The 22,460-nt window shown below is 69.5% G+C and carries 20 protein-coding genes; 15 read left to right on the forward strand and 5 right to left on the reverse strand.

All coding sequences use genetic code 11. The features are described 5' to 3' along the window. The first annotated feature begins 132 nt into the window (after positions 1–132). The 7 genes from P0592_RS10615 (at position 133) to P0592_RS10645 (ending at position 7,849) form a co-directional block, all read left to right on the forward strand. Positions 133–1,293 carry a FecCD family ABC transporter permease gene (locus tag P0592_RS10615; RefSeq protein WP_276270862.1) on the forward strand — a complete coding sequence of 387 codons (1,161 nt, stop codon included), beginning with the start codon at positions 133–135 and terminating at the stop codon, positions 1,291–1,293. Beyond that, entirely contained in the window at positions 1,293–2,183 is an 891-nt protein-coding gene (locus P0592_RS10620; RefSeq protein WP_276270863.1) for an ABC transporter ATP-binding protein, read from the forward strand. The genes P0592_RS10615 and P0592_RS10620 overlap by 1 nt, the downstream gene beginning before the upstream one ends. After that, entirely contained in the window at positions 2,183–4,075 is a 1,893-nt protein-coding gene (locus tag P0592_RS10625; RefSeq protein ID WP_276270864.1) for an ABC transporter ATP-binding protein, read from the forward strand. Before P0592_RS10620 ends, P0592_RS10625 begins: the two co-directional genes overlap by 1 nt. Before the next feature lie 58 nt (positions 4,076–4,133). Continuing rightward, positions 4,134–5,372 carry an ABC transporter substrate-binding protein gene (locus P0592_RS10630; protein ID WP_276270865.1) on the forward strand — a complete coding sequence of 413 codons (1,239 nt, stop codon included), beginning with the start codon at positions 4,134–4,136 and terminating at the stop codon, positions 5,370–5,372. A 3-nt stretch (positions 5,373–5,375) separates the two neighbouring features. Further along, positions 5,376–6,311, forward strand: a complete 936-nt coding sequence (locus tag P0592_RS10635; protein WP_276270866.1) for an FAD-dependent oxidoreductase — start codon at positions 5,376–5,378, stop codon at positions 6,309–6,311. A gap of 9 nt (positions 6,312–6,320) precedes the next feature. Then, on the forward strand, positions 6,321–7,205 hold the full coding sequence (locus P0592_RS10640) for a DUF7551 domain-containing protein (RefSeq protein WP_276270867.1): 885 nt from the start codon (positions 6,321–6,323) through the stop codon (positions 7,203–7,205). A 95-nt stretch (positions 7,206–7,300) separates the two neighbouring features. Further along, a complete protein-coding gene (locus P0592_RS10645; RefSeq protein WP_276270868.1) occupies positions 7,301–7,849 on the forward strand; it encodes a GNAT family N-acetyltransferase in 549 nt (182 codons plus the stop codon). A 19-nt stretch (positions 7,850–7,868) separates the two neighbouring features. Here the strand turns inward: P0592_RS10645 and P0592_RS10650 are convergent, their stop codons facing one another. Then, positions 7,869–8,237: a hypothetical protein gene (locus P0592_RS10650; RefSeq protein WP_276270869.1), complete on the reverse strand. Its 369-nt coding sequence runs from the start codon at positions 8,235–8,237 to the stop codon at positions 7,869–7,871. Positions 8,238–8,442: 205 nt separating this feature from the next. On the opposite strand from P0592_RS10650, the gene P0592_RS10655 reads away from it, so the two are divergent. After that, the gene (locus tag P0592_RS10655; RefSeq protein WP_276270870.1) at positions 8,443–8,793 is read left to right on the forward strand and encodes a DUF7966 family protein; all 351 of its coding nucleotides are present in this window, start codon (positions 8,443–8,445) and stop codon (positions 8,791–8,793) included. A gap of 4 nt (positions 8,794–8,797) precedes the next feature. Here the strand turns inward: P0592_RS10655 and P0592_RS10660 are convergent, their stop codons facing one another. Further along, positions 8,798–9,985, reverse strand: a complete 1,188-nt coding sequence (locus P0592_RS10660; protein WP_276270871.1) for a M24 family metallopeptidase — start codon at positions 9,983–9,985, stop codon at positions 8,798–8,800. A 98-nt stretch (positions 9,986–10,083) separates the two neighbouring features. Here P0592_RS10660 and mre11 point away from each other — a divergent pair, with 98 nt between their 5' ends. Together mre11 and rad50 are read left to right on the forward strand one after the other, a co-directional pair. Then, positions 10,084–11,418 carry a DNA double-strand break repair protein Mre11 gene (gene mre11, locus P0592_RS10665; RefSeq protein WP_276270872.1) on the forward strand — a complete coding sequence of 445 codons (1,335 nt, stop codon included), beginning with the start codon at positions 10,084–10,086 and terminating at the stop codon, positions 11,416–11,418. Positions 11,419–11,431: 13 nt separating this feature from the next. Next, complete coding sequence (gene rad50, locus P0592_RS10670; protein WP_276270873.1) at positions 11,432–14,110, forward strand: DNA double-strand break repair ATPase Rad50; 2,679 nt, start codon at positions 11,432–11,434, stop codon at positions 14,108–14,110. A gap of 1 nt (position 14,111) precedes the next feature. Here the strand turns inward: rad50 and P0592_RS10675 are convergent, their stop codons facing one another. From P0592_RS10675 to P0592_RS10685, 3 genes are read right to left on the reverse strand one after another with little or no spacing between them, the layout of a single operon-like run. After that, the gene (locus P0592_RS10675; protein WP_276270874.1) at positions 14,112–14,543 is read right to left on the reverse strand and encodes a DUF7346 family protein; all 432 of its coding nucleotides are present in this window, start codon (positions 14,541–14,543) and stop codon (positions 14,112–14,114) included. A gap of 24 nt (positions 14,544–14,567) precedes the next feature. Next, positions 14,568–14,993 (reverse strand): DUF7322 domain-containing protein, encoded by a 426-nt coding sequence (locus tag P0592_RS10680; protein WP_276270875.1) that lies wholly within the window; start codon positions 14,991–14,993, stop codon positions 14,568–14,570. A 40-nt stretch (positions 14,994–15,033) separates the two neighbouring features. Continuing rightward, positions 15,034–15,225 carry a DUF7331 family protein gene (locus P0592_RS10685; protein ID WP_276270876.1) on the reverse strand — a complete coding sequence of 64 codons (192 nt, stop codon included), beginning with the start codon at positions 15,223–15,225 and terminating at the stop codon, positions 15,034–15,036. Positions 15,226–15,329: 104 nt separating this feature from the next. On the opposite strand from P0592_RS10685, the gene P0592_RS10690 reads away from it, so the two are divergent. The 5 genes from P0592_RS10690 (at position 15,330) to P0592_RS10710 (ending at position 22,457) form a co-directional block, all read left to right on the forward strand. Next, the gene (locus tag P0592_RS10690) at positions 15,330–18,074 is read left to right on the forward strand and encodes a DNA-directed DNA polymerase (protein ID WP_276270877.1); all 2,745 of its coding nucleotides are present in this window, start codon (positions 15,330–15,332) and stop codon (positions 18,072–18,074) included. Positions 18,075–18,252: 178 nt separating this feature from the next. After that, a complete protein-coding gene (locus P0592_RS10695) occupies positions 18,253–19,179 on the forward strand; it encodes an ABC transporter ATP-binding protein (protein ID WP_276273932.1) in 927 nt (308 codons plus the stop codon). A gap of 36 nt (positions 19,180–19,215) precedes the next feature. Further along, entirely contained in the window at positions 19,216–20,646 is a 1,431-nt protein-coding gene (gene sufB, locus P0592_RS10700) for a Fe-S cluster assembly protein SufB (RefSeq protein WP_276270878.1), read from the forward strand. A gap of 14 nt (positions 20,647–20,660) precedes the next feature. Continuing rightward, positions 20,661–21,872 carry a Fe-S cluster assembly protein SufD gene (gene sufD, locus P0592_RS10705; RefSeq protein ID WP_276270879.1) on the forward strand — a complete coding sequence of 404 codons (1,212 nt, stop codon included), beginning with the start codon at positions 20,661–20,663 and terminating at the stop codon, positions 21,870–21,872. A 168-nt stretch (positions 21,873–22,040) separates the two neighbouring features. Then, positions 22,041–22,457, forward strand: coding sequence for a zinc ribbon domain-containing protein (locus P0592_RS10710; protein ID WP_276270880.1), 417 nt, complete (start codon positions 22,041–22,043; stop codon positions 22,455–22,457). The last annotated feature ends 3 nt before the right edge of the window (positions 22,458–22,460 follow it).

A 22,460-nucleotide genomic window follows, 5' to 3' on the forward strand; every position in this document is an offset into this window, starting at 1 on the left:
CGGTCGACCGACCGGCTCGGTCGCCGGGTGTGCCCGTTTCGAAACTCCTTTAGCTATTTAGGGTGGCCTAAAAGATATGGACGACGAGACACGCGTCGCCGAGCGGACGACGGGGGAGGTGTGGCCGTAGCGATGGCGAGTGGGACGGCGAACGGCACCGGGACGGCGTCGGGGGAAGCGGGCTGGTTCGACTGGGTGGACGGCCCGCTGGTGACGCTCTGCCTGGGGAGCCTCGCCGCCGTCGTCGCGGGCGGGCTCGTGCAGGTGAGTTTCGGGACGTTCTCGATGACGATCGTCGACGCGTGGCAGGCCGTGTTCAACCCGGCCGTCCTGTTCGACCGCCGCGTCTGGGAGTCGTTCCTGCTGGGCTCGGAACTGCCCGAGATGAACAAGCGCAGTCTGATCGTCTGGAGCATCCGCCTGCCGCGGGTCCTCGTGGGGGTACTCGTCGGGATGAACCTCGCCGTCTCCGGCGCGATCTTCCAGGCGGTCACGCGCAACGAACTCGCGAGCCCGTTCATCCTCGGCGTCTCCTCGGGGGCGGGGCTGACGATCCTGCTGACACTGGTCGTCTTCTCGGGTGCGACGCTCGTGATCCCGCTGGTGGTCGGGACCCTCGTCTTGGGGATCGGCTCGCTGCTGCCGATCGTCGCCGCCGTCGGGGGTATCGTCGCCTTCCTGATCGTCTACGCCATCGCCTGGAAGAACGGCACCTCGCCGGTCCGGCTCGTCCTCGCCGGGGTCATCGTCAGCACGATCTTCGGGAGCCTCCAGACGGGGCTGTTCTTCTTCGCCGACAGCATCGGCGTCGTCCAGTCGGCCATCGCCTGGACGACCGGCTCGCTGACCGGCACCGACTGGGAACAGGTCCGGATGGCGCTGCCGTGGACGGTGCTCTCGCTGGGGCTCGCGCTGGTCAGCGCCCGGCAGCTGAACGTCCTCCTGCTGGGCGAGAGCACGGCGAAGTCCCTGGGGATGGACGTCGAGAAGGTCCGCTTCGCCCTCTCGGGGGTGGCGGTGCTGGCGGCGGCGGCCAGCATCGCCGTCGCGGGCATCGTCGGCTTCGTCGGGCTCATCGTCCCGCACATGGTCCGCAACATCGTCGGCAGCGACTACAAGCAGCTCGTCGTGGGCTGTCTGTTCGCCGGGCCGGCGCTGATGGTCGTCGCCGACGTGGGGGCACGCCTCGCGCTGAACCCGGTCCAGATCCCCGTCGGCATCGTGACCGGCCTCGTCGGCGGGCCGTACTTCCTCTACCTGATGCGCCGGCAGGAACGGCTGGGTGAGATCTGATGTCGGGACAGCACCACCGCGAGCGAGCGGACGACGACGCGCCGACCGAGCCCGACGCCGGCGGCCCCGACCACGCCGGCGACGCCAGCGAGTTCGCCGGCGAGGACATCGTCGTCGGCTACCCGACGACAGACGAGCCGGTCGTCGACGGGGAGTCGGTACGGGTCCCGCCCGGCGAGGTGACGGCCCTGGTCGGCCCCAACGGCAGCGGCAAGAGCACGCTGCTGAAGGCCCTGGCCGACCAGCTCGACCGCGAGGGCGGCACCGTCCGCATCGACGGTGCCGACGTCGACGGCCTCGACCAGAAGACGCTGGCCCGGAAGCTCGGGCTGCTCTCCCAGGAGAACGTCGCCCCGGACTCGATCACCGTCGAGAAGCTCGTCGAACACGGTCGGTACCCACACCGCGGGTTCTTCGAGTCGCTGACCGACGCCGACCGCGCGGCCATCGACCGGGCCATCGAGCTGGCCGGCGTCGACCACCTCCGCGACCGACAGGTCGGGAGCCTCAGCGGCGGTCAGAAGCAACTGGTCTGGGTCGCCGTCGTCCTCGCACAGGAGACGGACGTGCTGCTGCTGGACGAACCGACGACGTTCCTCGACCTCCGGCACCAGTTGCAGGTGATGGACATCGTCGAGACGCTCCGGGACGAGAGCGACATCACGGTGTTGCTGGTCCTGCACGACCTGGAGCAGGCGGCCCGCTACGCGGACCACGTGGTCGCGCTCGACGGCGGCGAGGTCTACGCCCGCGGCCCGCCCGAGGACGTGGTCACGGAGGAGCTGCTCGCCGACGTCTTCGGGGTCGAGGCCGACGTCGAGTCGACCGAGACGGGGCCGCGAGTCACGCCGCTGTCGGCACTGCCGGAGCAGGGAACGGACCAGGACTGATGGCGGCCGACGAGGAGAACCCCTTCGACGCCCACCGCGCGGACGTCGACCGGCCGCTGGTCCGACTGTTCCGGGAGTACGGTCGCCCCGAGTGGGAGTGGTTCGTCGTCGGCATCCTCGCCAACGTCGTCGGCCGGGCGGCGACGCTGGTCCCGCCGCTGGTCTTCGGCGCGGCCATCGACGGCGTGTTCTCGGAGACGACGGCGTTCACCCTCCCGCTGGTCCCACAGTCCCGCATCCCCGAGGGACAGGTCGCGCAACTGGAGTTCGCCGTCGGGCTCATCGTCGCGGCGTTCCTCGTCGGCGCGGTGTTCACCTGGCTCTGGGGCGTGACGATGAACACCTTCGCCCACCGCGTCCAGCACGCCGTCCGGACGGACACGTTCGCGAAGATGCAGACGCTGGACATGGCCTTCTTCGACGACAAGCAGACCGGCGAGGTGATGAGCGTCCTCGACAACGACGCCTCGAACCTGGAGACGTTCCTCGACAACGCGCTGTCGGACGCCGTCCGCATCGCCGTCCGGGTGCTGGGCATCGCGGCCATCCTCGTCTACCTGAACCCGCAGCTGGCAGCCGTCTCGCTGGTGGGGGTCCCCGCCATCGTCCTCTTCACGTGGGGGTTCGCGCGGCTGGTCGAACCCCGGTACGAGGCGGTCCGCTCCAGCGTCGGCGACCTGAACACCCGGCTGGAGAACAGCCTCGGCGGCATCGGCCTCGTCAAGGCCGCCGGCACCGAGGCCTACGAGACCGAGCGCGTCACCGACGCCTCCCGCGAGTACTACGAGGCGAATATGGCGGTGTTGCGGCTGAGCTACTTCTACCGCCCGGGGATGGAGGCGCTGGCGGGGCTGACCTTCGCCGCGACCTTCCTCGTGGGCGGGTACTGGCTGGTCGCCGGGCCGCCGCTGTTCTTCTCTGGCGAGCTGACGCTGGGGTCGTTCACCGTCTTCGTTCTCCTCATCCGCTGGATCGTCGGCCCGCTCGCACAGATCGGCAACATCGTCGACTGGTACGAGAACGCCAAGGCCTCCGGCGGGCGCGTGTTCGGCCTGATGGACATCCCGCCGGACGTGGCCGACGCCGACGACGCCGTCGAGCTGACCGACGTCGAGGGCCGCGTCGAGTACGACGACGTCACCTTCGCCTACGACGAGGAGACGATCCTCGAAGAGGTCTCCTTCACCGCCGAGCCCGGGGAGACGGTCGCGCTGGTCGGGCCGACCGGGGCGGGCAAGTCCACCGCGGTCGAACTGCTCCTGCGGCTCTACGATGTCGACGGGGGCGCGGTCCGGGTCGACGGTCACGACGTGCGCGACGTGACGGCCGCGAGCCTGCGGGGCTCGATCGGCTACGTCCGCCAGGAGACGTTCCTCTTCGACGGCACCATCGCCGACAACGTCCGCTACGGCCGGTTCGACGCCGACCGCGACGCCGTCGTCGAGGCGGCGAAGGCCGCCGAGGCCCACGAGTTCGTCACGGACCTCCCGGACGGGTACGACACCCGCGTCGGCGAGCGCGGGGTGAAGCTCTCGGGCGGCCAGCGCCAGCGCATCGCCCTCGCCCGGACGGTCCTCCAGGACCCCGCGATGCTCGTGTTGGACGAGGCCACCAGCGCCGTCGACACCCAGACCGAGTACCGCATCCAGGCGTCGCTGGACCGGGTGGCCGCGGACCGGACGACGCTGGTCGTCGCCCACCGCCTCTCGACGATCAAGGACGCCGACACCGTCCTCGTGCTCGACGGCGGCGAGATCGCCGAGCGCGGGAGCCACGGGGACCTGCTCGCGGCCGACGGCCTCTACGCGACGCTGTGGCGAGCACAGGCCGGCGAGATCGAGTCCCTCCCCGAGGGGTTCCTCGACCGCCCCGACGAGTCCGACACCGAGTGACGTTTTCGGCTCGCCTAAAGACCGGAACCGTTTTACTGTTTTAGGCTAGCCGAAAAATATGGCGAACGGCACCCGCGACGGCGACGCACCGACCCACAGAGACTACCTGAAGTACGGCGGCGCGCTCCTGGGGACGGGGTTCGCCGCCGGCTGTTCCGGCGGCGACGCCGCGAGCGAGGGCGGTGCCACGAGCACGGACGCGCCCGCGACTGCCGACGGCGGCGGCGACGGGTCGACGACCGAGACCGGGTCGAGCTACACGGCCTCGATCGTCCCCGCGGGCGAGGTGACGTTCGAGGCCGTGCCCGAGTCCTGGCTCGTCTACAACGGCGCGTGGGCGGACATGGCCTTCGCGCTGGGCCAGCGCGACGGCTTCCTGACGGCGGGCAATATGATCCCCGGGTTCTTCTTCGATCCGTTCGACCTCGACGTGCCGGCGGCGGACGAACTCACGCCGCTCGCGGAGTGGGACGGCGGCGGCTGGTCGAAGGAGGTGTTCTACGAACTCGATCCGGACGTGATCCTGATGGACCCGAACTACATGCACGGGACCGGCTGGGACAGCGACTGGGGCGAGGGGGACACCGAGGAGATCCGGCGACGCGTCGCCCCCTTCTTCGGGAACAACTGTCGCCGCCGTCGGGAGTTCCACGACTACAAGCTCTACTCGCTGTACGGCGCGTTCGAGAAGCTCTCCCACGCGTTCCAGGAGCGGGAGCGCTACGAGGCCTTCGCGGCGCTGCACGACGAGGTCCAGTCCGAGATCGCGTCACGGACGCCCGACGAGCGGCCGACCATCGGGCTGATCAACGGCGGCTCCAACCCCGCGAAGGGGACGTTCTACCCGCTGCACACCCAGGACGAGGGCTACGAGATGAAGCCCTACCGCGACCTGAACGTCGCCAGCGCCTTCCCGGAGTCGATGGAAGGTGGCACCATCGACTACGAGCAGCTGCTGGCGGTCGACCCCGAGATCATCGTCGTCCACTGGGGCATCGGCACCACCGGCGACACGGACAGCTTCTCCGCCGAGGCGTTCCGCGAGCAGTACGTCCGTCCGATGGAGGAAGACTCCGTGGGCCAGCAGCTCACCGCCGTCGAGGAGGGCCGCGTCTACCCCGGTCAGTACGGCGAGCAGGGCCCCATCGTGAACCTCCTCCAGACGGAGATGGTCGCCCAGCAGCTCTACCCCGAGGAGTTCGGCGCGTTCGACCCACAGTCGTTCCCCGAGGTGCCAGCGGAGAAGCAGCTGTTCGACCGCCAGCGAGTCGCGGACATCGTCGCGGGGGAGTTCTGAGCGATGGCCGGGACCGACACCGTCGGCGAGACCCTGGCCGCCCGCCCCGACTCGCCGCTCGACCACGACGTCTGCGTGGTCGGCGGCGGTGCGGCGGGGCTGTCGGCGGCGACGTTCCTCGCGCGGTACGGCTTGGACACGCTCGTCTTGGCCCGCGGGAACTCCGCCATCGGGCAGTGTGCCTGCCTGGAGAACTACCTGGGGTTCCCGGGCGGGATCGCGCCCGACCGGTTCCTGGCGCTGGGCGAGACGCAGGTCGCCCACGAGGGCGGGACCGTCCGCGAGGAGGCCGTCGAACGCGTCGACCGGGTCGAACTCGGCGAGCGGTCGACCGGCGCGATCGGCGACCCGCCGGGGCGCGGGGGCTTCCGCGTCGAGAGCGACGCGGGCGAGTACCGCGTCCGGTACGTCCTCGCGGCCACTGCCTACGACGGCGAGATGTTCGCACCGTTCGAGGACGAAGTCGAGACCGACGGGGAGTTCGGGACGGTCGACAGCGACGGCGGCCGGACGCCGGTCGAGGGACTGTACGCCGCCGGCTGGATGACCACCGAGACGGTCCACCAGGCGGTCGTCGGCGCGGGCCACGGCGCGCGAGCGGCCGTCTCGCTGATCCGCGACGACGTGGCGGCGCGGTTCTGGCCGGCCGTCGGCGACCACTACGTCGACTGGGTGGTCCGCGAGGGCCGCTACGGCGGCGACGACTGGGACGAACACACCCGCGAGTGGTTCGAGGACGAGGTGCTCGTCGACGACGTCGACGACGACCTCGCCGCGGCCGCCCTCGCCCACCTGCGATCGGAGTTCCGCGCCCGCGAGATCGACGCCGACGAACGCGAACGGCGGGACCGCGAGGGCCAGCGACGGCTGCTCGAACGCCTCGACGACGACGTCGTCCGCGAGCACGCGGCGACGCTCGACGGCACGGAGACCCCCTGAGAGCCACGGATGATCGGGACGACGCTGGGCGACATCCGCGACCACATCGAATCGCTCGCCACCCGCGACGGGGAGTACTACCTCGTCTGTGGCCGCTCGGGCGACCGCCCGGTTCCGGCCGCGGGACTCCGGTTCGACAGCCGCGCGACGGCTCGGGCCGCCGCGCGGGCGACCGAGCAGTACCGGGCGACGCTGCGGCGCTACGACCCGCGGCTCCCCTACTACGACGTGGTCGTCTGCCAGGCCGACGACGCCGCGCCCGGTCGGGCGGGGCCACGCCGTGAGCCCTCGGCGGCCGCCGCCGAACCGGAGCGACGGGACAGAGTCGAGTTCTGCCACCGCGTCGCGGCCGCCGTCTTCGAGGCGCTCTCGACCCGCGGTCACGACGCCGTCGAGTCGGCGGTGCTGGACGCCTACTTCGACCTCGCCGAGCGCCTGTCGGACCCGGACGACCTCTGTCTCTGCCTGCTGGAGGCCACCGCGGCGGAGCTCGACGCCGCCCTCGCGCCCGGCGAACAGGCGGCGGTCGTCTCGACCGCCGCGTCGCACCTGTCGGCCCCGGCCGACGACGCGCTCCCGGTCGACGCGACGCTGTCCCACCTGCGGACGAACGGCGTCCTCGGGGCCTACGAGCGCCGGGGCGGGACGGGCGGGTGGACCGGAGAGAGCCGGACGGTCACCGTCGCGCTGTCGGACTACGCCCTCTCCCCCCGGGACGGCCGGCTCCCGGTCCTCCCGCTGGCGGTGGACCTCTCGCGGCGGCCGTTCGCGCTCGCGTTCGAGGCCGTCACGGTCGCCGACCGCTCGGACGGCTGGCGGCTCTCGCTGTCGTTCGCGCGCGACCCGACCCCGCGGGGCCTGGTGAGCGCGCCGATCCGCACGGCGGTGACCTGACGGCGGCCCCGAGAGGCGAGAGCGCCGCGACGCCGGCCGATCGAGACACCGCCGGTTCGCAACCGACAACCGTCTCCGGGCCGTGTCCCGACGGGATGAGCGACCTCCACCTCAGGCGGTACGACGACCGCGACGCCGACGCGGTCTGGGCGCTTCACGAGTGGGCGATGCGGGCGGCCGGCACCGACCCCTCGGACATCCCCGGGACCGAGGACCTGCGGGACGTCGAGGCCGCGTACCTGGACGCCGGCGGGGAGTTCCTCGTGGGCGTGCTGGCGGATACCGACGGCGCGGTCGCGGGCGACGCCGACCGCGCGCCCCCCGAGACGTTCGACGGTCCCGTCGTCGCCGTGGGCGGGCTGCTCCCAAACGAGGCCGGGCACGCGGACGAACGGACGGTCGCCGGCGCGGCGGAACTCCACCGGATGCGGGTCGCGCCGACCCACCAGCGGCGGGGGTACGGCCGGCGACTGCTGGCGCGACTGGAGGCCCGCGCGGCAGACCTCGGCTACGACCCGCTGCTGGCCACGACGGCGCTGGAACAGCCGGCGGCGGTCGACTTCTACCGGGCGGCCGGCTACGAGGAGGTCGGCCGGTCGACCGAGGCCGGCTACGAACTCGTCCACTTCGAGAAACCGCTGTAGGCGGCCGGTCGCCCCGCGATCACTCGGAGAGGCGCGACAGGATCGCGTCCCGTGCTTCCTCGGCGCAGGCGCGGCCGCTCCGGGTGAAGTGCAGCGTGTTCTCGTCGACCGGGTCGCTCAACAGCCCGCCCTCGTCGGCGTCGACGCCCCGCTGCTCGAGCTGGATGTAGCCGACGGTGATGCCGCCGGCGTAGTCGACGCCGCGGAGGTCGGCCATCGGGATCGTCTTGCCGGCGAACTTCGAGCGCGGGACCCGCTCGATGACGACTTCGTCCTCGTGGACCACCAGCGTCCCGTCCTGGAACGAACAGACGACGACGGCGTCCGGGTGCTCCGGGTCCGCGTGGTCGCCGCCCGTCTCGCCGCCGCGCCAGGGGAAGTTCACCATCCGGTAGCGCGTACGGTCGCCCGTGCAAAAGCGTTGGTCCCTGCTCGGGACGGTCGCTCGCGGCCCGCCCTCGACCTGAGCGCGGGCGGCCGACCCGGACGCCGGCGGGGCCGCAGCACCGCCCCTCGTCCGACGACGCTCTCCGACGGACCGTCCCACGAGCAGGACGCGAACGTTCACGTACGATCGGGCGGCGAGCGGACCCGTGACCGATCCAGACCGAGCGAGAGCGGCACTGGCGGGGCTGGCGACCGGGGAGTTCGCGACGCAGGCGGAGCCCGAGCCGCCGTCGGGGGCGGCCGATCGACCGACGGACGCCCAGCCGACGGGCGGCCAGTCGACGGGCGACTACCGCGCCGTCGTCGAGCGGGCGGCGGCCGCGACGGAAGAGCTGTCGGCCGCCGCGGCGTTCGTCGAGGAGGTGGGCCTCGACGACCTGGAGCGGGCGGTGGAGCGGGCCGAGCGGGAGGTCAGCGGCGTCGCCGCCGACGGCCGGCGGGCGCTGGACGCGTTCCGGCGGTACCGCGAGGTGGCCGGCGAGCGCGGCGAGAGGTGACCGACTACGGACGGATCGTGTTCGCCTCGACGCCCCGCGGGAAGTTGGTCAGGGTCTCGGTCCCGTCCTCGGTGACGGCGACGGTGTCGGAGTGTCGGTAGCCGAACTCGTCGGTGTAGACCCCCGGCTCGATGGTGTAGACGTGGCCGGCCTCCATCTCCGCGTCGTCGGCGTCGACGTGGTCGTAGTCGCTCCAGCCGCGGTCGATGTAGGGCGGCTCGTGTGCGCCCAGGCCGATGTTGTGGCCGACGTGGTGCTGGGCGAGGTCGGCGATCCCCTGCTCGACGAAGAAGTCGTGGACGAGTTCGTCGACGTGGGCCACCTCGACGCCGGGGCCGAGCGCGTCGATGGCGATGTCCTGCGCCTCCAGCATCAGCTCGAAGTAGTGCCGCTGCTCGTCGTCCGGGTCGCCGACGAACATCGTCCGTTCGAGTTCGGAGTGGTAGCCGTCGACGTTGGCCGTCGCGCCGGTCACGAGCACGTCGCCCTCGGAGAGCCGCTCGTTGGGCGTGTGGCCGTGGGGGAGGGCGGTCTCGGACCCGGAGATGTAGCCGGCGTGGACCGGTCCGTCGCCCCGCACGCGTTCGGCGTACCGGTCGCCCAGCGTGTCCAGCATCGCCCGCGAGGCGTCGGTCGAGGCCCGCTGGGAGACGGTCGCCGGGTGCGCGCCGACCTCGGTGTAGTCGGCGAGGTAGCGGTGGCCGAGGTTGGCCCACTTCGCGGACTCCCGGATGAGGTCCACCTCGGCGTCGCTTTTCGCCCAGCGCAGCCGGTCGACCCACGACTGGGTCTCGACGTCGACGAACTCCGAGAGGGGCGGCCCCTCGTAGCCCATCACGCCCGGCGCGCCGTCGGCGTCGGCGACGACCGCGTCGACGCCGAGGCCGTCGAGCATCCCGGCGGCCGTCTCGATGGGCCGGCCCTGCGGGTAGTCGAAGTAGTGGTGGACGGCGTCGATCCGGTCGTTGGGTTCGACGCGCTCGACCTCCAGCCGGGGGACCGTGATCTCGATGCGGTCCCGGGTCAGCGCCAGCGCGACCGGCCGCTCGGTCTGGATGTGCGCGAAGCCGGTGACGTACTCGATACTCGTCGCGCCGAACCAGACGGCCGCGTCGGCGGCCGTGTCGGCCAGGTACTGTCGCAGGAGCTCGATGCGACCCTCGTACTCCGATGCCGGGAGTCGTGTCGCCATAGTTCCCCCTGCGGGCGGCGGCCCAAAAGCGCCGGGGCGCTTCAGTTCCACCGCGGTCACGACACCTCTTTAGGCGACGCTGGCATACCGCCCGACAGATGACACGGGTGATACACACCGGCGACACGCACGTCGGGTACCAGCAGTACCACGTGCCCGAGCGCCGGCAGGACTTCCTCGACGCCTTCCGCCAGGTCGTCCACGACGCGATCGAGGACGACGTGGCGGCGGTCGTCCACGCGGGGGACCTGTTCCACGACCGGCGGCCGACGCTCTCTGATATTATGGGGACGCTCTCGGTGCTGGAGGAGCTCGCGGCCGCCGACGTCCCGTTCCTCGCCGTCGTGGGCAACCACGAGGCCAAGCGGGACGCCCAGTGGCTCGACCTCTACGAGTCGCTGGGGCTGGCGACGCGGCTCGGCGACGAGCCGACCGTCGTGGGCGACACCGCCTTCTACGGACTCGACTTCGTCCCCCGCTCGCGGCGGGACGACCTCGACTACGAGTTCGCGCCCCACGACGCCGACCACGCGGCGCTCGTGACCCACGGCCTGTTCCAGCCGTTCGACTACGGCGACTGGGACGCGGCAGAGGTCCTCGACGAGGCCACCGTCGACTTCGACGCGATGTTACTGGGGGACAACCACGACCCCGGGAAGGCGGAGGTCGACGGGACGTGGGTCACCTACTGCGGGTCGACCGAGCGCGCGAGCGCCAGCGAGCGCGAGGACCGCGGTTACAACATCGTCGAGTTCGACGGCGACGCCCGCGTCACCCGGCGGGGGCTCGACACCCGCGAGTTCGTCTTCGTCGACGTCGAGCTCGGCCCGGAGGAGGGCGTCGAGCGGGTCCGGTCCCGCGTGGGCGAGTACGACCTCGCCGACGCCGTCGTCATCGTCTCGATCGACGGCGACGGCGAGCCGATCCCGCCGGCCAGCGTCGAGGAGTACGCGCTCGACGAGGGGGCGCTGGTCGCCCGCGTCACCGACCACCGGGAGCTGGCGGCCGAGGGCCGCGAGACGAGCGTCTCCTTCGCGGACCCGGACGACGCCGTCGCCGAGCGGGTCCGCGACCTCGGACTGAGCGAGGCGGCCCGCGAGATCGACGAGACGGTGCGAGCGTCGAAGGTGGCCGACGCCAACGTCGCCGACACCGTCGAGGACCGGGTCCGCGAGGTCGTCGAGGAGGACCCCGGCGCGCTCGTGGCCGCGGGCGACGACGGCGGGACCGAGGGGAGCGACGGTGCGGACGGCGCGGACGCGACCGGCGACAGGGCCGGAGCGGATTCGCCGGCCGAGAGGACGGCCGCCGAGGCCGACGGCGGCGTGGACGCGGCCGAGAGGACCGACGACGAGGCCGACCCAGCAGCGGACTGCGGGGACGGCGCGGCCGCGGACGGGGAAGACCAGTCCAGTATGGAGGAGTTCCTGTGAAGGGGGTCGACCGATGAGGTTCCAGCGCGTCCGCCTCGACCAGTTCAAGTGCTACGACGACGCCGACGTGCGACTCGACCCCGGCGTGACGGTCATCCACGGCCTGAACGGCAGCGGGAAGTCCTCGCTGCTGGAGGCCTGCTTCTTCGCGCTGTACGGCTCGAAGGCCCTCGAGGAGACCCTCGACGAGGTCGTCACCATCGGAGCCGAGGAGTGTGTCGTCGAGTTGTGGTTCGCCCACGCCGGCGGCGACTACCACGTGAAGCGCCGCGTCCGAGACACCGGGGAGCGTGCCTCCCACGCCGAGTGCGTGCTGGAGACGCCCGACGACACCTTCGAGGGAGCCCGGGCGGTCCGTCGCCGGGTGACCGAGCTCCTCCGGATGGACAGCGAGGCGTTCGTCAACTGCGCGTACGTCCGCCAGGGCGAGGTGAACAAGCTCATCAACGCCACCCCGGGCGAGCGACAGGACATGCTCGACGACCTCCTCCAGCTCGGGAAACTGGAGGAGTACCGCGAGCGGGCCAGCGACGCCCGCGTCGGCGTCAAGCGGGTCCGCGACGGGAAGCGCGAGCGCCTCGAACAGCTGACCGAGCAGGTCGAAGCCAAGGAGGAGAAGGACCTCCACGAGCGGCTGAACTCGCTGCGGTCGCGGCTGGGCGACACGCAGTCAGAGATCGAGCGCATCGAGGAGCAACGCGAGACGGCCCGCGAGACCCGCGAGGACGCCCAGCGCGTCCTCGACGAGTACGAGGAGCGCCGCGAGACCCTGGCGGAGCTGGAGGACGACATCGACGAACTGGAGGCCGCCATCACCGAGACCGAGCGCGAACGGGAGCGGCGCAAGGAAGCCATCGCCGAGACGAAGGAGCGCAGGGACTCTCTGGAGAGCGACGTCGCGGAGACGCTGGCCGAGACCGCCCTCGACGAGGCCGACCCCGACGCCGCGAGGTCCCGTATCGAGGCGCTGGAGGACGAGGCCGAGGACCTCCGCTCGCGCATCGAGGACCGGAAGGTCGAGGCCCAGAAGCACAGCAGCGAGGCGGAGTCGCTCGCGTCCGAGGCCGCGGACCTCGAAGAGCGAGCCGAGGCCAAGCGCCAAGAGGCCACGGACCTCGAGTCGGACGTCGAGGAGGCGCGCGAGTCGATCGCCCAGCGCCGCGAGAAACTGGCCGACCTCGACGCGGAGATCGAGCGACTGGAGTCGACCCTCGCCGACAGCGAGACGACCCGCGAGGACGCCGACGATCACCGCGACGCCGTCGCCGAGGACCTCGACGAGGCCAAGGAGCGCGTGGCCCAGTTGGAGGCCGACCTCCGGACCGCACGCGAGTCCGTCTCGGCGGCCGAGGAACTCCTCGACGAGGGGAAGTGCCCCGAGTGCGGGCAGGACGTCGAGGGCGCGCCCCACGTCGAGTCGATCGAGGACGACCGCGAGCGGGTCGCAGAGCTGGAGGCCGACCTCGCCGACGCCCGGGACCGCGTCGAGGAACTGACGGCCGACCTCGACCGTGCCGAGGGACTCGTGGACGCGGCGGACCGGCTCGACACGCTGGCGGAGCAGCGCTCGACGGTCGCCCAACTGGTCGAGGAGAAGGCCGCGGGGCTGGAGGCCGACGAGGAGCGCGTCGAGACGCTCCGCGAGGACGCCGCCGACCTCGAAGCCGAAGCCGAGGAGAAGCGAGCGGACGCCGAGCGAGCCAGCGAGCGGGCCGCCGAGGCCCGCTCGGTCATCGGCGAGTGCAACCAAGAACGGCAGGCGGTCAAGGCCGACGTCGAGCGGCTGGAACGGCTCGCGGACCTGCTCGACGAGGTCGCGGACTGCGAGGACCGTCTCGACCAGCTCCGCGACGAGCGCGAGCGGCTGGCCGAGACCAACGACGAGCGCCGGCAGCGGCTCGCGGAGAAGCGCGAGCGCGAGGCGGAGATCGCCGACCAGGTCGACGAGGACCGGGTCGAGGAGGCCCGCTCGGAGAAGGAACGCGCCGAGGAGTACATCCAGCAGGCCGACGCGAAGCTCGACGAGCTGCGGGAGCGCCGCGACGAGCTGCAGGGGTCGGTCGGGGCCGTCGAGAACGAGATCGAGGAACTGGAGTCGCTGCGCGAGCAGCGCGAGGAGCTGGCGGAGACGGTGTCGAAGCTCGACTCGCTGTACGACGAGGCCGAGGACCTCCAGGAGATGTACGGCACGCTCCGGGCGGAGCTGCGCCAGCGCAACGTCGAGACCTTAGAGCGGATGCTCAACGAGACGTTCTCGCTGGTGTACCAGAACGACTCCTACTCCCACATCGAACTCGACGGGCAGTACCGGCTGACGGTGTACCAGAAGGACGGCGAGCCGCTGGAGCCCGAGCAGCTCTCGGGCGGCGAGCGGGCGCTGTTCAACCTCAGCCTGCGGTGTGCCATCTACCGCCTGCTCGCGGAGGGGATCGAGGGGGCCGCGCCGATGCCGCCGCTGATCCTCGACGAGCCGACCGTCTTCCTTGACGCCGGCCACGTCACGCAGCTGCTCGATCTCGTGGAGTACATGCGCGACGAGGTCGGCGTCGAGCAGATCCTCGTCGTCAGCCACGACGAGGAACTGGTCGGAGCGGCCGACGACCTCGTCCGGGTCGAGAAGGACGCGACGACGAACCGGTCGCACGTCGAGCGGGTCGACCGGATCGAGGAACAGGTCGCCGAACTGGCGTGACCTACGGCTCGTCGGCGGAGAGGAACGCGACGGCCTCGCTCGCCGTCTCGGTCGTGTCGTAGCCCCGCCGGCCCCGGACCTCGACCTCCGTCAGCAGGCCGGCGGCGCGGAACTCCGCGAGCAGGCCGTGGAGGTCGCTCTCACAGAGGTCCGTCCCGTCGAGGAGCTCGTGGACCGACAGCGGGCCGCGGGCATCGAGGTCGACCAGCAGCCCCAGCGCGCGCTCGTCGCGTGTCGCCGTCAGCACCGTCCGGACCGGCGCGGGGACCGCGCGGGCGGCGGTCGCCAGCGCTGATTCGCCGTCGACGGGCTCGAGGTCGGCGTTCGGGACGTGTCGCTGCTCGCCGGTCTCGGGGTCCCGCACGAGGCTCGACTCCCCGGACCGCTTCAGGAGAACGTACCGCGTGCCCGACGCGTCGCGGACGGTGCGCATACGTCGGCTTGCCGACGGCCGCGGTTAGCCGTTGTGGTCGCTCTCGGCGCTGGGCGACTCGCCCGCGCTCCCCTCGGCTCCCGGGGCGTCGGGGTCGCCTTCGTCGCTCTCACCGTCACGGTCCCGCCGGAACCGGACGTACCGGTAGGTCCCGTAGCCGAACGCGAGGACGCCGACCAGGAACACCCGGACGCCGAGGTCGACGCGCCCGTCGAGGAAGGCGAGCATCGGCCCGAGCGCAAGCGCCAGCAGCGCGACGTTGAACACGACGACGAGTTTCCAGAACAGTCCGGCGACGGCGTCGTCGGGCGTCCCGGACGGCGGACTCGGTGCCTCCGGCACGTCGGGGCCGAGGCTGTCGGGGTCGAACTCCTCGGGCTCGTGGGGGCTCTTCTCGGAGAGCACGCCACCGCCCTCGTCCGGATCGACGTCGTCGAGACCGTCGGTCACGTCCGGAGCGTAGGACCGCCGCGGCAAAAGGACTTCTCAGTCAGGCCACCTCGTCCAGGGACATCGTCGTGTCCGTCTGGACCCACGCGAGGGGGTTCTGTGCGTCGTAGAACACTGTCCCCTCGTCGGTCTCGTAGGTCTCCGTGGTCTGGACCGCGTCCGGGAGCGCGGGCTCGGAACGCAGGTCGTCAGCCCTGTCCGACTCGCCCGTCGTGGAACCGTGGTGCGACATAGGGACACCGACAGGTATGTCACTCCTTACCATATACCTTGTGTCCGCGACAAACGCCGCCGACCGCCGACGTTTTTATGCGGCGTCTCGAAGCGGTGGCAAGAATGAGCGAGGAGAGTCAGAGCGCTCTCGGCGACTTCGGGGCCGACGAGGGCGAGGGCCAGGAGGCCCGGCCGGTCGCCGACGAGGCCGCCGCCGTCGCCGGCAACGGGAGCGGCGGGGCCAGCGTGGTCGACATCGACGAGCGGCAGTTCCCCGAGACCGAGGAGACCGTGGCGTTCGTCGTCACGCAGGTCGACTACACCGTCGAAGGACGGGGCGACGAGGAGTTCCCCGTGGTCCACGTGTTCGGCCGGACCGAGGACAACGACCCGGTCCACGCCCGCGTCCTGGAGTTCAGACCGTACTTCTACGCGCCCGCCGCCAACGTCGACGAGGACCGGCTGCGGGGGTACGACCGCATCACGGGCTGGGAGGAGGTCGACGCCGACGGCGAGCCCTACGAGTCCATCCGGGGCGAGCGCCTGGTCAAGATCTTCGGGCAGACCCCGCGGGACGTCGGACAGATCCGGGACGACTTCGACCACTACGAGGCTGACATCCTCTTTCCCAACCGGCTGCTCATCGACAAGGACATCACCAGCGGCGTCCGCGTCCCCGCCCGCGAACTCGACGACGGCAGCCTGAAGGTCCACCACGAGGAAATCGTGCCGACCGAGGCCAGCGCCGACCTGCGGGTCAACACCTTCGACATCGAGGTCGACGACCGGTCGGGCTTCCCCGAGGAGGGCGAGGAGACGATCATCTGTCTCACCTCCCACGACTCCTACCGCGACGAGTACGTCGTCTGGCTCTACGAGTCCCCCGACGGCATCGACGGCCCCGAGGCGCTCGCGGAGTACGACCCCATCGGCGACGAGCACTTCGAGGCGGACGTACGGATCTTCGAGGAGGAAGAGCGGATGCTGGAGGCGTTCGTCGACTACATCGAGCGGACGAACCCGGACGTGCTGACCGGGTGGAACTTCGACGACTTCGACGCGCCGTACCTGCTCGACCGCATCGAGGAGCTCCAGAGTCCGGCCCACGACTACGACCTGAACGCCGACCGCCTCTCGCGGGTCGACGAGGTGTGGCGCAGCGACTGGCAAGGGCCGGACATCAAGGGTCGGGTGGTCTTCGACCTCCTCTACGCCTACAAGCGCACGCAGTTCACCGAACTGGAGTCCTACCGGCTCGACGCCGTCGGCGAACAGGAGCTCGGCGTCGGCAAGGAGCGCTACACCGGCGACATCGGCGACCTCTGGGAGGACGACCCCGAGCGCCTGCTGGAGTACAACCTCCGGGACGTCGAGCTCTGTGTCGAACTCGACCGCGAGCAGGACATCGTCGACTTCTGGGACGAGGTCCGCACGTTCGTCGGCTGCAAGCTGGAAGACGCCACGACGCCCGGCGACGCCGTCGACATGTACGTCCTCCACAAGCTCTACGGCGAGTACGCGCTGCCATCGAAGGGCCAACAGGCCAGCGAGGACTACGAGGGCGGGGCGGTCTTCGACCCGATCACAGGCGTCCGCGAGAACGTCACGGTGCTGGACCTGAAGTCGCTATATCCGATGTGTATGGTGACGACCAACGCCAGCCCCGAGACGAAAGTCGACCCCGAGGAGTACGACGGCGACACGTACGTCGCGCCCAACGGGACCCACTTCCGGAAGGAGCCGGACGGCGTCATCCGGGAGATGGTCGACGAACTCCTGACAGAACGAGAAGAGAAGAAGGAGCAACGGAACAGCCACGATCCCGAGAATCCGGAGTACGAGCGCTACGACCGGCAGCAAGCAGCTGTCAAGGTAATTATGAATTCGCTCTACGGCGTTCTTGGATGGGACCGGTTTCGCCTCTACGACAAGGAGATGGGTGCCGCTGTCACCGCCACGGGTCGGGAGGTAATCGAGTTCACCGAGTCCGCTGCCAACGAGATCGGTCACCAGGTCATCTACGGTGACACCGACAGCGTTATGTTAGAACTCGGACAGGATATGGCGAAGGACGCGGCCATCGAGCAGTCATTCGAGATCGAGGAACACATCAACGCCGCCTACGACGACTTCGCCCGCGAGGAACTGAACGTCGACGTCGACGGTGACGAGGGACACCGCTTCCAGATCGAGTTCGAGAAGCTCTACCGGCGGTTCTTCCAGGCCGGCAAGAAGAAACGCTACGCCGGCCACATCGTCTGGAAGGAGGGGAAAGACGTCGACGATATCGACATCACCGGCTTCGAGTACCAGCGCTCTGACATCGCGCCCATCACCAAGCGGGTCCAGAAGCGGGTCATCGAGCTCATCGTCAAGGAGGGCGACGTCGAGGGCGTCAAGGAGTACGTCGGCGACGTCATCGAGGACTACCAGGCCGGGAACGTCGACTACGACGACGTGGGCATCCCCGGCGGCATCGGGAAGAAGCTGGACAACTACGACACCGACACCGCCCAGGTCCGGGGTGCGAAGTACGCGAACCTCCTGCTGGGGACGAACTTCCAGAGCGGGTCGAAACCCAAGCGGTTGTACGTCGACCGGGTCCACTCGGACTTCTTCGAGCGCGTCGAGGCGGAGCAGGGGTTAGACCCCGCACAGGACCCGCTGTACGGGGAGTTCCGTCGGGACCCCGACGTCATCTGCTTCGAGTACGCCGACCAGGTGCCCGAGGAGTTCGAGATCGACTGGGACAAGATGCTCGACAAGACGCTAAAAGGCCCCATCGCTCGCATCCTGGAGGCACTCGACGTCTCCTGGGACGAGGTCGAGTCCGGTCAGGAGCAGACCGGCCTCGGCAACTTTATGTGAGCGGTACGGGTCGCCATCCGCTCGCACGCCACTCGCCAACTGTCGATCGTCGCGCAGAACCGGTTCCCTCCGCCGGCTCTTTCGAATCTGTGAAGATATTTTCCCATCTCTGAAAGTGTGTCGACGAATCCCGAAACTATTATCAGCGGCAGCACCGTGTTTTAGGATGACCGAATACATGGCAGTACTCGAGATCAACAACCTCCATGCACGAGTCGCTGAAGAGGGCGGTGAGACGATCCTTCGCGGCGTCGACCTCGAAGTCGAGTCCGGCGAGATCCACGCGCTTATGGGTCCCAACGGCTCGGGGAAGTCGACGACGGCGAAGATCATCGCCGGCCACCCGGCCTACGAAGTGACCGACGGCGAGGTCCTCATCCACCTCGAGGACGACGAGTTCGGCGAGGACTTCGAGATCCCCGAGGATCTGCGGACGTGGGACCTGCTCGACCTCGAACCCAACGAGCGGGCCGCGCTCGGCGTCTTCCTGGGCTTCCAGTACCCCGCAGAGATCGAGGGGGTCACGATGGTGAACTTCCTCCGGACCGCGCTCAACGCCAAGCTCGAAGAGCGCGAGGAGCTGTTCGAGGACGAGGAAGAAGCGGAAGCCGAGGGCGAGGACACCAACGAGGACGCCGCCGGCTACGACACCTCCCCGATGGAGGGGCCCGCCGACGAGGGCGAGATCGGCGTCGCCGAGTTCCAGGAGATCCTCCAGGAGAAGATGGAGCAGCTGGACATGGACGAGAAGTTCGCCTCCCGCTACCTCAACGCCGGCTTCTCCGGCGGCGAGAAGAAGCAAAACGAGGTCCTCCAGGCCGCCATCCTCGAGCCCTCCATCGCCGTGCTCGACGAGATCGACTCCGGCCTGGACATCGACCGCCTGCAGGACGTCTCGAACGGGATCAACGCGCTCCGCGACGAGCAGGGCGCGGGGATCCTCCAGATCACCCACTACCAGCGCATCCTCGACTACGTCGAGCCCGACCACGTCCACGTGATGCTCGACGGCGAGATCGCCAAGTCCGGCGACGCCTCGCTGGCCGAGGAACTCGAGGACCACGGGTACGACTGGGTCCGCGAGGAAGTCTACGAGGCCGCGTAACGCCCTTCCGTCCACGACACCAACACCGATACAATAATGAGCTCAGACCAAGACCATCTCAAAGAGACCGACACCGAGGCTCGCTTCGAGTTCAAGAAGGAGGAGAACTCCGCCTTCGAGACCGAGAAGGGCCTCACCGAGGAGACCGTCCGGGTCATCTCGGAAGACAAGGACGAACCCGAGTGGATGCTCGAGCGTCGCCTGCGCGCGCTGGAGCAGTTCCAGGAGATGCCGATGCCGACCGACTGGCCCGGCCAGCCCGACCTCTCGGAGGTCGACATCGGGAACATCGTCCCCTACATCCGCCCGGACATCGAGACCCGCGGCGGCGCGGAGTCCTGGGAGGACCTCCCCGAGGAGATCCAGGACACCTTCGACAAGCTCGGCATCCCAGAGGCCGAGAAGAACGCCCTCTCGGGCGTCGGTGCCCAGTACGAGTCGGAGATCGTCTACCAGAACATGCAGGAGCGCTGGGAGGAGAAAGGCGTCATCTTCTGCGACATGGACAAGGCGGTCCAGGAGCACGAAGAGCTCGTCCGCGAGCACTTCATGACGAAGTGCGTTCCCCCGAGCGACAACAAGTTCGCCGCGCTCCACGGCGCGGTCTGGTCCGGCGGGTCGTTCGTCTACGTCCCCGAAGACACCACCGTCGAGATGCCCGTCCAGGCGTACTTCCGGATGAACTCCGAGGGGATGGGCCAGTTCGAGCACACGCTCATCATCGCCGAGGACAACTCCGAGGTCCACTACATCGAGGGCTGTTCCGCCCCGAAGTACTCGGAGTTCAACCTCCACAGCGGGGGCGTCGAGGTGTTCGTCGGCGAGGACGCCCACGTCCAGTACTCGACGGTGCAGAACTGGTCGAAGAACACGTACAACCTCAACACCAAGCGCGCCATCTGCGAGGCCGACGGCACGATGGAGTGGGTCTCCGGGTCGATGGGCTCGAAGGCCACGATGCTGTACCCGTCGACGGTCCTCAAGGGCCCCGGCGCGACGGACAACCACATCACCATCGCCTTCGCGGGCGAGGGCCAGGACATCGACACCGGCGCGAAGGTCTACCACAACGCGCCCGAGACGAAGTCCACCATCGAGTCTAAGTCCATCAGCAAGGACGGCGGCCGCACGAACTACCGCGGGCTGGTCCACATCGCCGACGGCGCGGAGAACGCCTCCACCTCCGTCGAGTGTGACGCGCTGATGTTCGACAACGAGTCCACCTCCGACACGATGCCGTACATGGAGATCCAGGAGAACAAGGTGGACGTCGCCCACGAGGCGACCGTCGGCAAGATCGGCGACGAGGACGTCTTCTACCTCCAGTCGCGGGGACTGGACGACGACGACGCCAAGCAGATGATCGTCGCCGGCTTCATCGAGCCGATCACGGAGGAACTGCCCATCGAGTACGCCGTCGAGCTGAACCGCCTCATCGAACTCGAGATGGAGGGGTCGCTCGGGTAACCCCGGGAGTGACAATGAGTACACAGGTACACGCCAACCTCACGGAGGAGCAGGTAGCCCAGATCTCCGCGGACCTCGACGAGCCCGACTGGCTGCTCGACGTCCGCAAGGAGGCCCTCGCGGCACTCGAGGACCTCGATATGCCGGACGTCATCCAGACCCCCGGCCGCACGTGGACGAACCTCGACGCGCTGGACTACGAGAGCCTCGTCGACCCGCTGGAGTACGCCCAGGAGAAAGACCGCGTGGACGCCGAGGGCGTCGACGTGCTCTCCTGGAGCGAGGCGCTGGACGAGCACGAGGAACTGATCCGGGAGCACTTCGGCAGCGTCGTCGACCCACAGCGTGACTACCTCACCGCGCTGTCGACGGCGCTGTTCTCGGCCGGCACCGTCGTCTACGTCCCCGAGGGCGTCGACGCCGAGGACGTGAAGATCCGGACGCGGATGAACAGCCAGTCGCTGTTCAACTACACGCTGGTCGTCGCCGAGGAGTCGTCGTCGGTCACCATCCTCGAACGCCAGACCACCGGCGACGACGTCTCCGGCGACCGGTACTACTCCGGCGTCGTCGAGGCCGTCGCCGGCGAGAACGCCTACGTCCAGTACGGCTCGCTCCAGACCCTCTCGGAGGAGACGTACAACTACCAGGTCAAGCGCGGCCACGCCGACACCTACGGCACGGTCAACTGGATCGAGGGCAATATGGGCTCGCGCCTGACCAAGACCAGCGTCGAGTCCCGCCTGCTGGGCGACTCCTCGGAGTCGAAGATCGTCGGCGCGTTCTTCGGCCACGAGGACCAGCACTTCGACCTCGGCTCCCGCGTCTGGCACGAGGCCGAACACACGACCGCCGACCTCGTGACCCGCGGCGTCCTCGACGACGAGGCGCGCTCGGTGTACGAGGGGGTCCAGGACGTCGGCCGCGAGGCCTGGGACACTTCCTCCTACCAGCGGGAGAACACGCTGATGCTCAGCGACGAGTCCGAGGCCGACGCGTCGCCGAAGCTCATCATCAACAACCACGACACCGAGGCCTCCCACTCGGCTACGGTCGGGCAGGTCGACGAGCAGGACCTGTTCTACATGACCTCCCGCGGCGTCGACCCCGAGTCGGCGAAGAACATGCTCGTCGAGGGCTTCTTCGTCCCCGTCCTCGAGGAGGTCGAGGTCGACGAGCTCCGCGAGGACCTCGACGATCTGATCTACGAGCGTCTCCGCGAGTGAGCCGGTAGGCTCACGAGGGGAGGCTCGAAAGAACTCGTTCTTTCGGCGTCTTCGGGAGTAATCCACGGGAGTAGCGAGCGGCGCGCCTCGCGCGGCCCACCGGCCGAGGGCGTGGCGCGCTTCTCCGCCGGCGACAAGACTTTCACCGGATCGGGAACATCCCCAACTATGTCCAGTCACGGACTGGCCCTCCTGGTCTTCGCTCTCCTCTGGGGAATGATCGCCTTCGCCGTCGCCATCGACGCGGGCAGACGGGGCCGCTCCGGCGGCGTCTGGGGCGTGGTGACGTTCCTCGGGGGGATCTTCGGTCTCGCGGTCTACGGCATCGTCCTCCTGACGACCGACGACCCGGGCGACGACGACTCGGGGACCGACACCGACGGGGTCCGTATCTGCCCGGAGTGTGGCGAGCACCACGACGACGCACCGAACTTCTGCGGCGAGTGTGGTGCCGAACTGGGTCCCGAGGACGACCACGTGGAAGCCCGGATCCTCAAGACCGGGTCGAGACGCTACTGCGGCAACTGCAAGTCCCGGATCGGCCGGGACGCGGACGCCTGTCCCGAGTGCCCTGCCGTGTTCTGAGTG

The sequence above is a fragment of the Haloarcula litorea genome (assembly GCF_029338195.1).
Lineage (GTDB): Archaea > Halobacteriota > Halobacteria > Halobacteriales > Haloarculaceae > Haloarcula > Haloarcula litorea.

What these genes read in the sequence shown, in the direction of transcription:
- P0592_RS10615 (WP_276270862.1), top strand. Translation starts at nt 133, where the DNA reads ATGGCGAGTGGGACGGCGAACGGCACCGGGACGGCGTCGGGGGAAGCG.
- P0592_RS10620 (WP_276270863.1), top strand. Translation starts at nt 1,293, where the DNA reads ATGTCGGGACAGCACCACCGCGAGCGAGCGGACGACGACGCGCCGACC.
- P0592_RS10625 (WP_276270864.1), top strand. Translation starts at nt 2,183, where the DNA reads ATGGCGGCCGACGAGGAGAACCCCTTCGACGCCCACCGCGCGGACGTC.
- P0592_RS10630 (WP_276270865.1), top strand. Translation starts at nt 4,134, where the DNA reads ATGGCGAACGGCACCCGCGACGGCGACGCACCGACCCACAGAGACTAC.
- P0592_RS10635 (WP_276270866.1), top strand. Translation starts at nt 5,376, where the DNA reads ATGGCCGGGACCGACACCGTCGGCGAGACCCTGGCCGCCCGCCCCGAC.
- P0592_RS10640 (WP_276270867.1), top strand. Translation starts at nt 6,321, where the DNA reads ATGATCGGGACGACGCTGGGCGACATCCGCGACCACATCGAATCGCTC.
- P0592_RS10645 (WP_276270868.1), top strand. Translation starts at nt 7,301, where the DNA reads ATGAGCGACCTCCACCTCAGGCGGTACGACGACCGCGACGCCGACGCG.
- P0592_RS10650 (WP_276270869.1), bottom strand. Translation starts at nt 8,237, where the DNA reads ATGGTGAACTTCCCCTGGCGCGGCGGCGAGACGGGCGGCGACCACGCG.
- P0592_RS10660 (WP_276270871.1), bottom strand. Translation starts at nt 9,985, where the DNA reads ATGGCGACACGACTCCCGGCATCGGAGTACGAGGGTCGCATCGAGCTC.
- mre11 (WP_276270872.1), top strand. Translation starts at nt 10,084, where the DNA reads ATGACACGGGTGATACACACCGGCGACACGCACGTCGGGTACCAGCAG.
- rad50 (WP_276270873.1), top strand. Translation starts at nt 11,432, where the DNA reads ATGAGGTTCCAGCGCGTCCGCCTCGACCAGTTCAAGTGCTACGACGAC.
- P0592_RS10675 (WP_276270874.1), bottom strand. Translation starts at nt 14,543, where the DNA reads ATGCGCACCGTCCGCGACGCGTCGGGCACGCGGTACGTTCTCCTGAAG.
- P0592_RS10685 (WP_276270876.1), bottom strand. Translation starts at nt 15,225, where the DNA reads ATGTCGCACCACGGTTCCACGACGGGCGAGTCGGACAGGGCTGACGAC.
- P0592_RS10690 (WP_276270877.1), top strand. Translation starts at nt 15,330, where the DNA reads ATGAGCGAGGAGAGTCAGAGCGCTCTCGGCGACTTCGGGGCCGACGAG.
- P0592_RS10695 (WP_276273932.1), top strand. Translation starts at nt 18,253, where the DNA reads ATGGCAGTACTCGAGATCAACAACCTCCATGCACGAGTCGCTGAAGAG.
- sufB (WP_276270878.1), top strand. Translation starts at nt 19,216, where the DNA reads ATGAGCTCAGACCAAGACCATCTCAAAGAGACCGACACCGAGGCTCGC.
- sufD (WP_276270879.1), top strand. Translation starts at nt 20,661, where the DNA reads ATGAGTACACAGGTACACGCCAACCTCACGGAGGAGCAGGTAGCCCAG.
- P0592_RS10710 (WP_276270880.1), top strand. Translation starts at nt 22,041, where the DNA reads ATGTCCAGTCACGGACTGGCCCTCCTGGTCTTCGCTCTCCTCTGGGGA.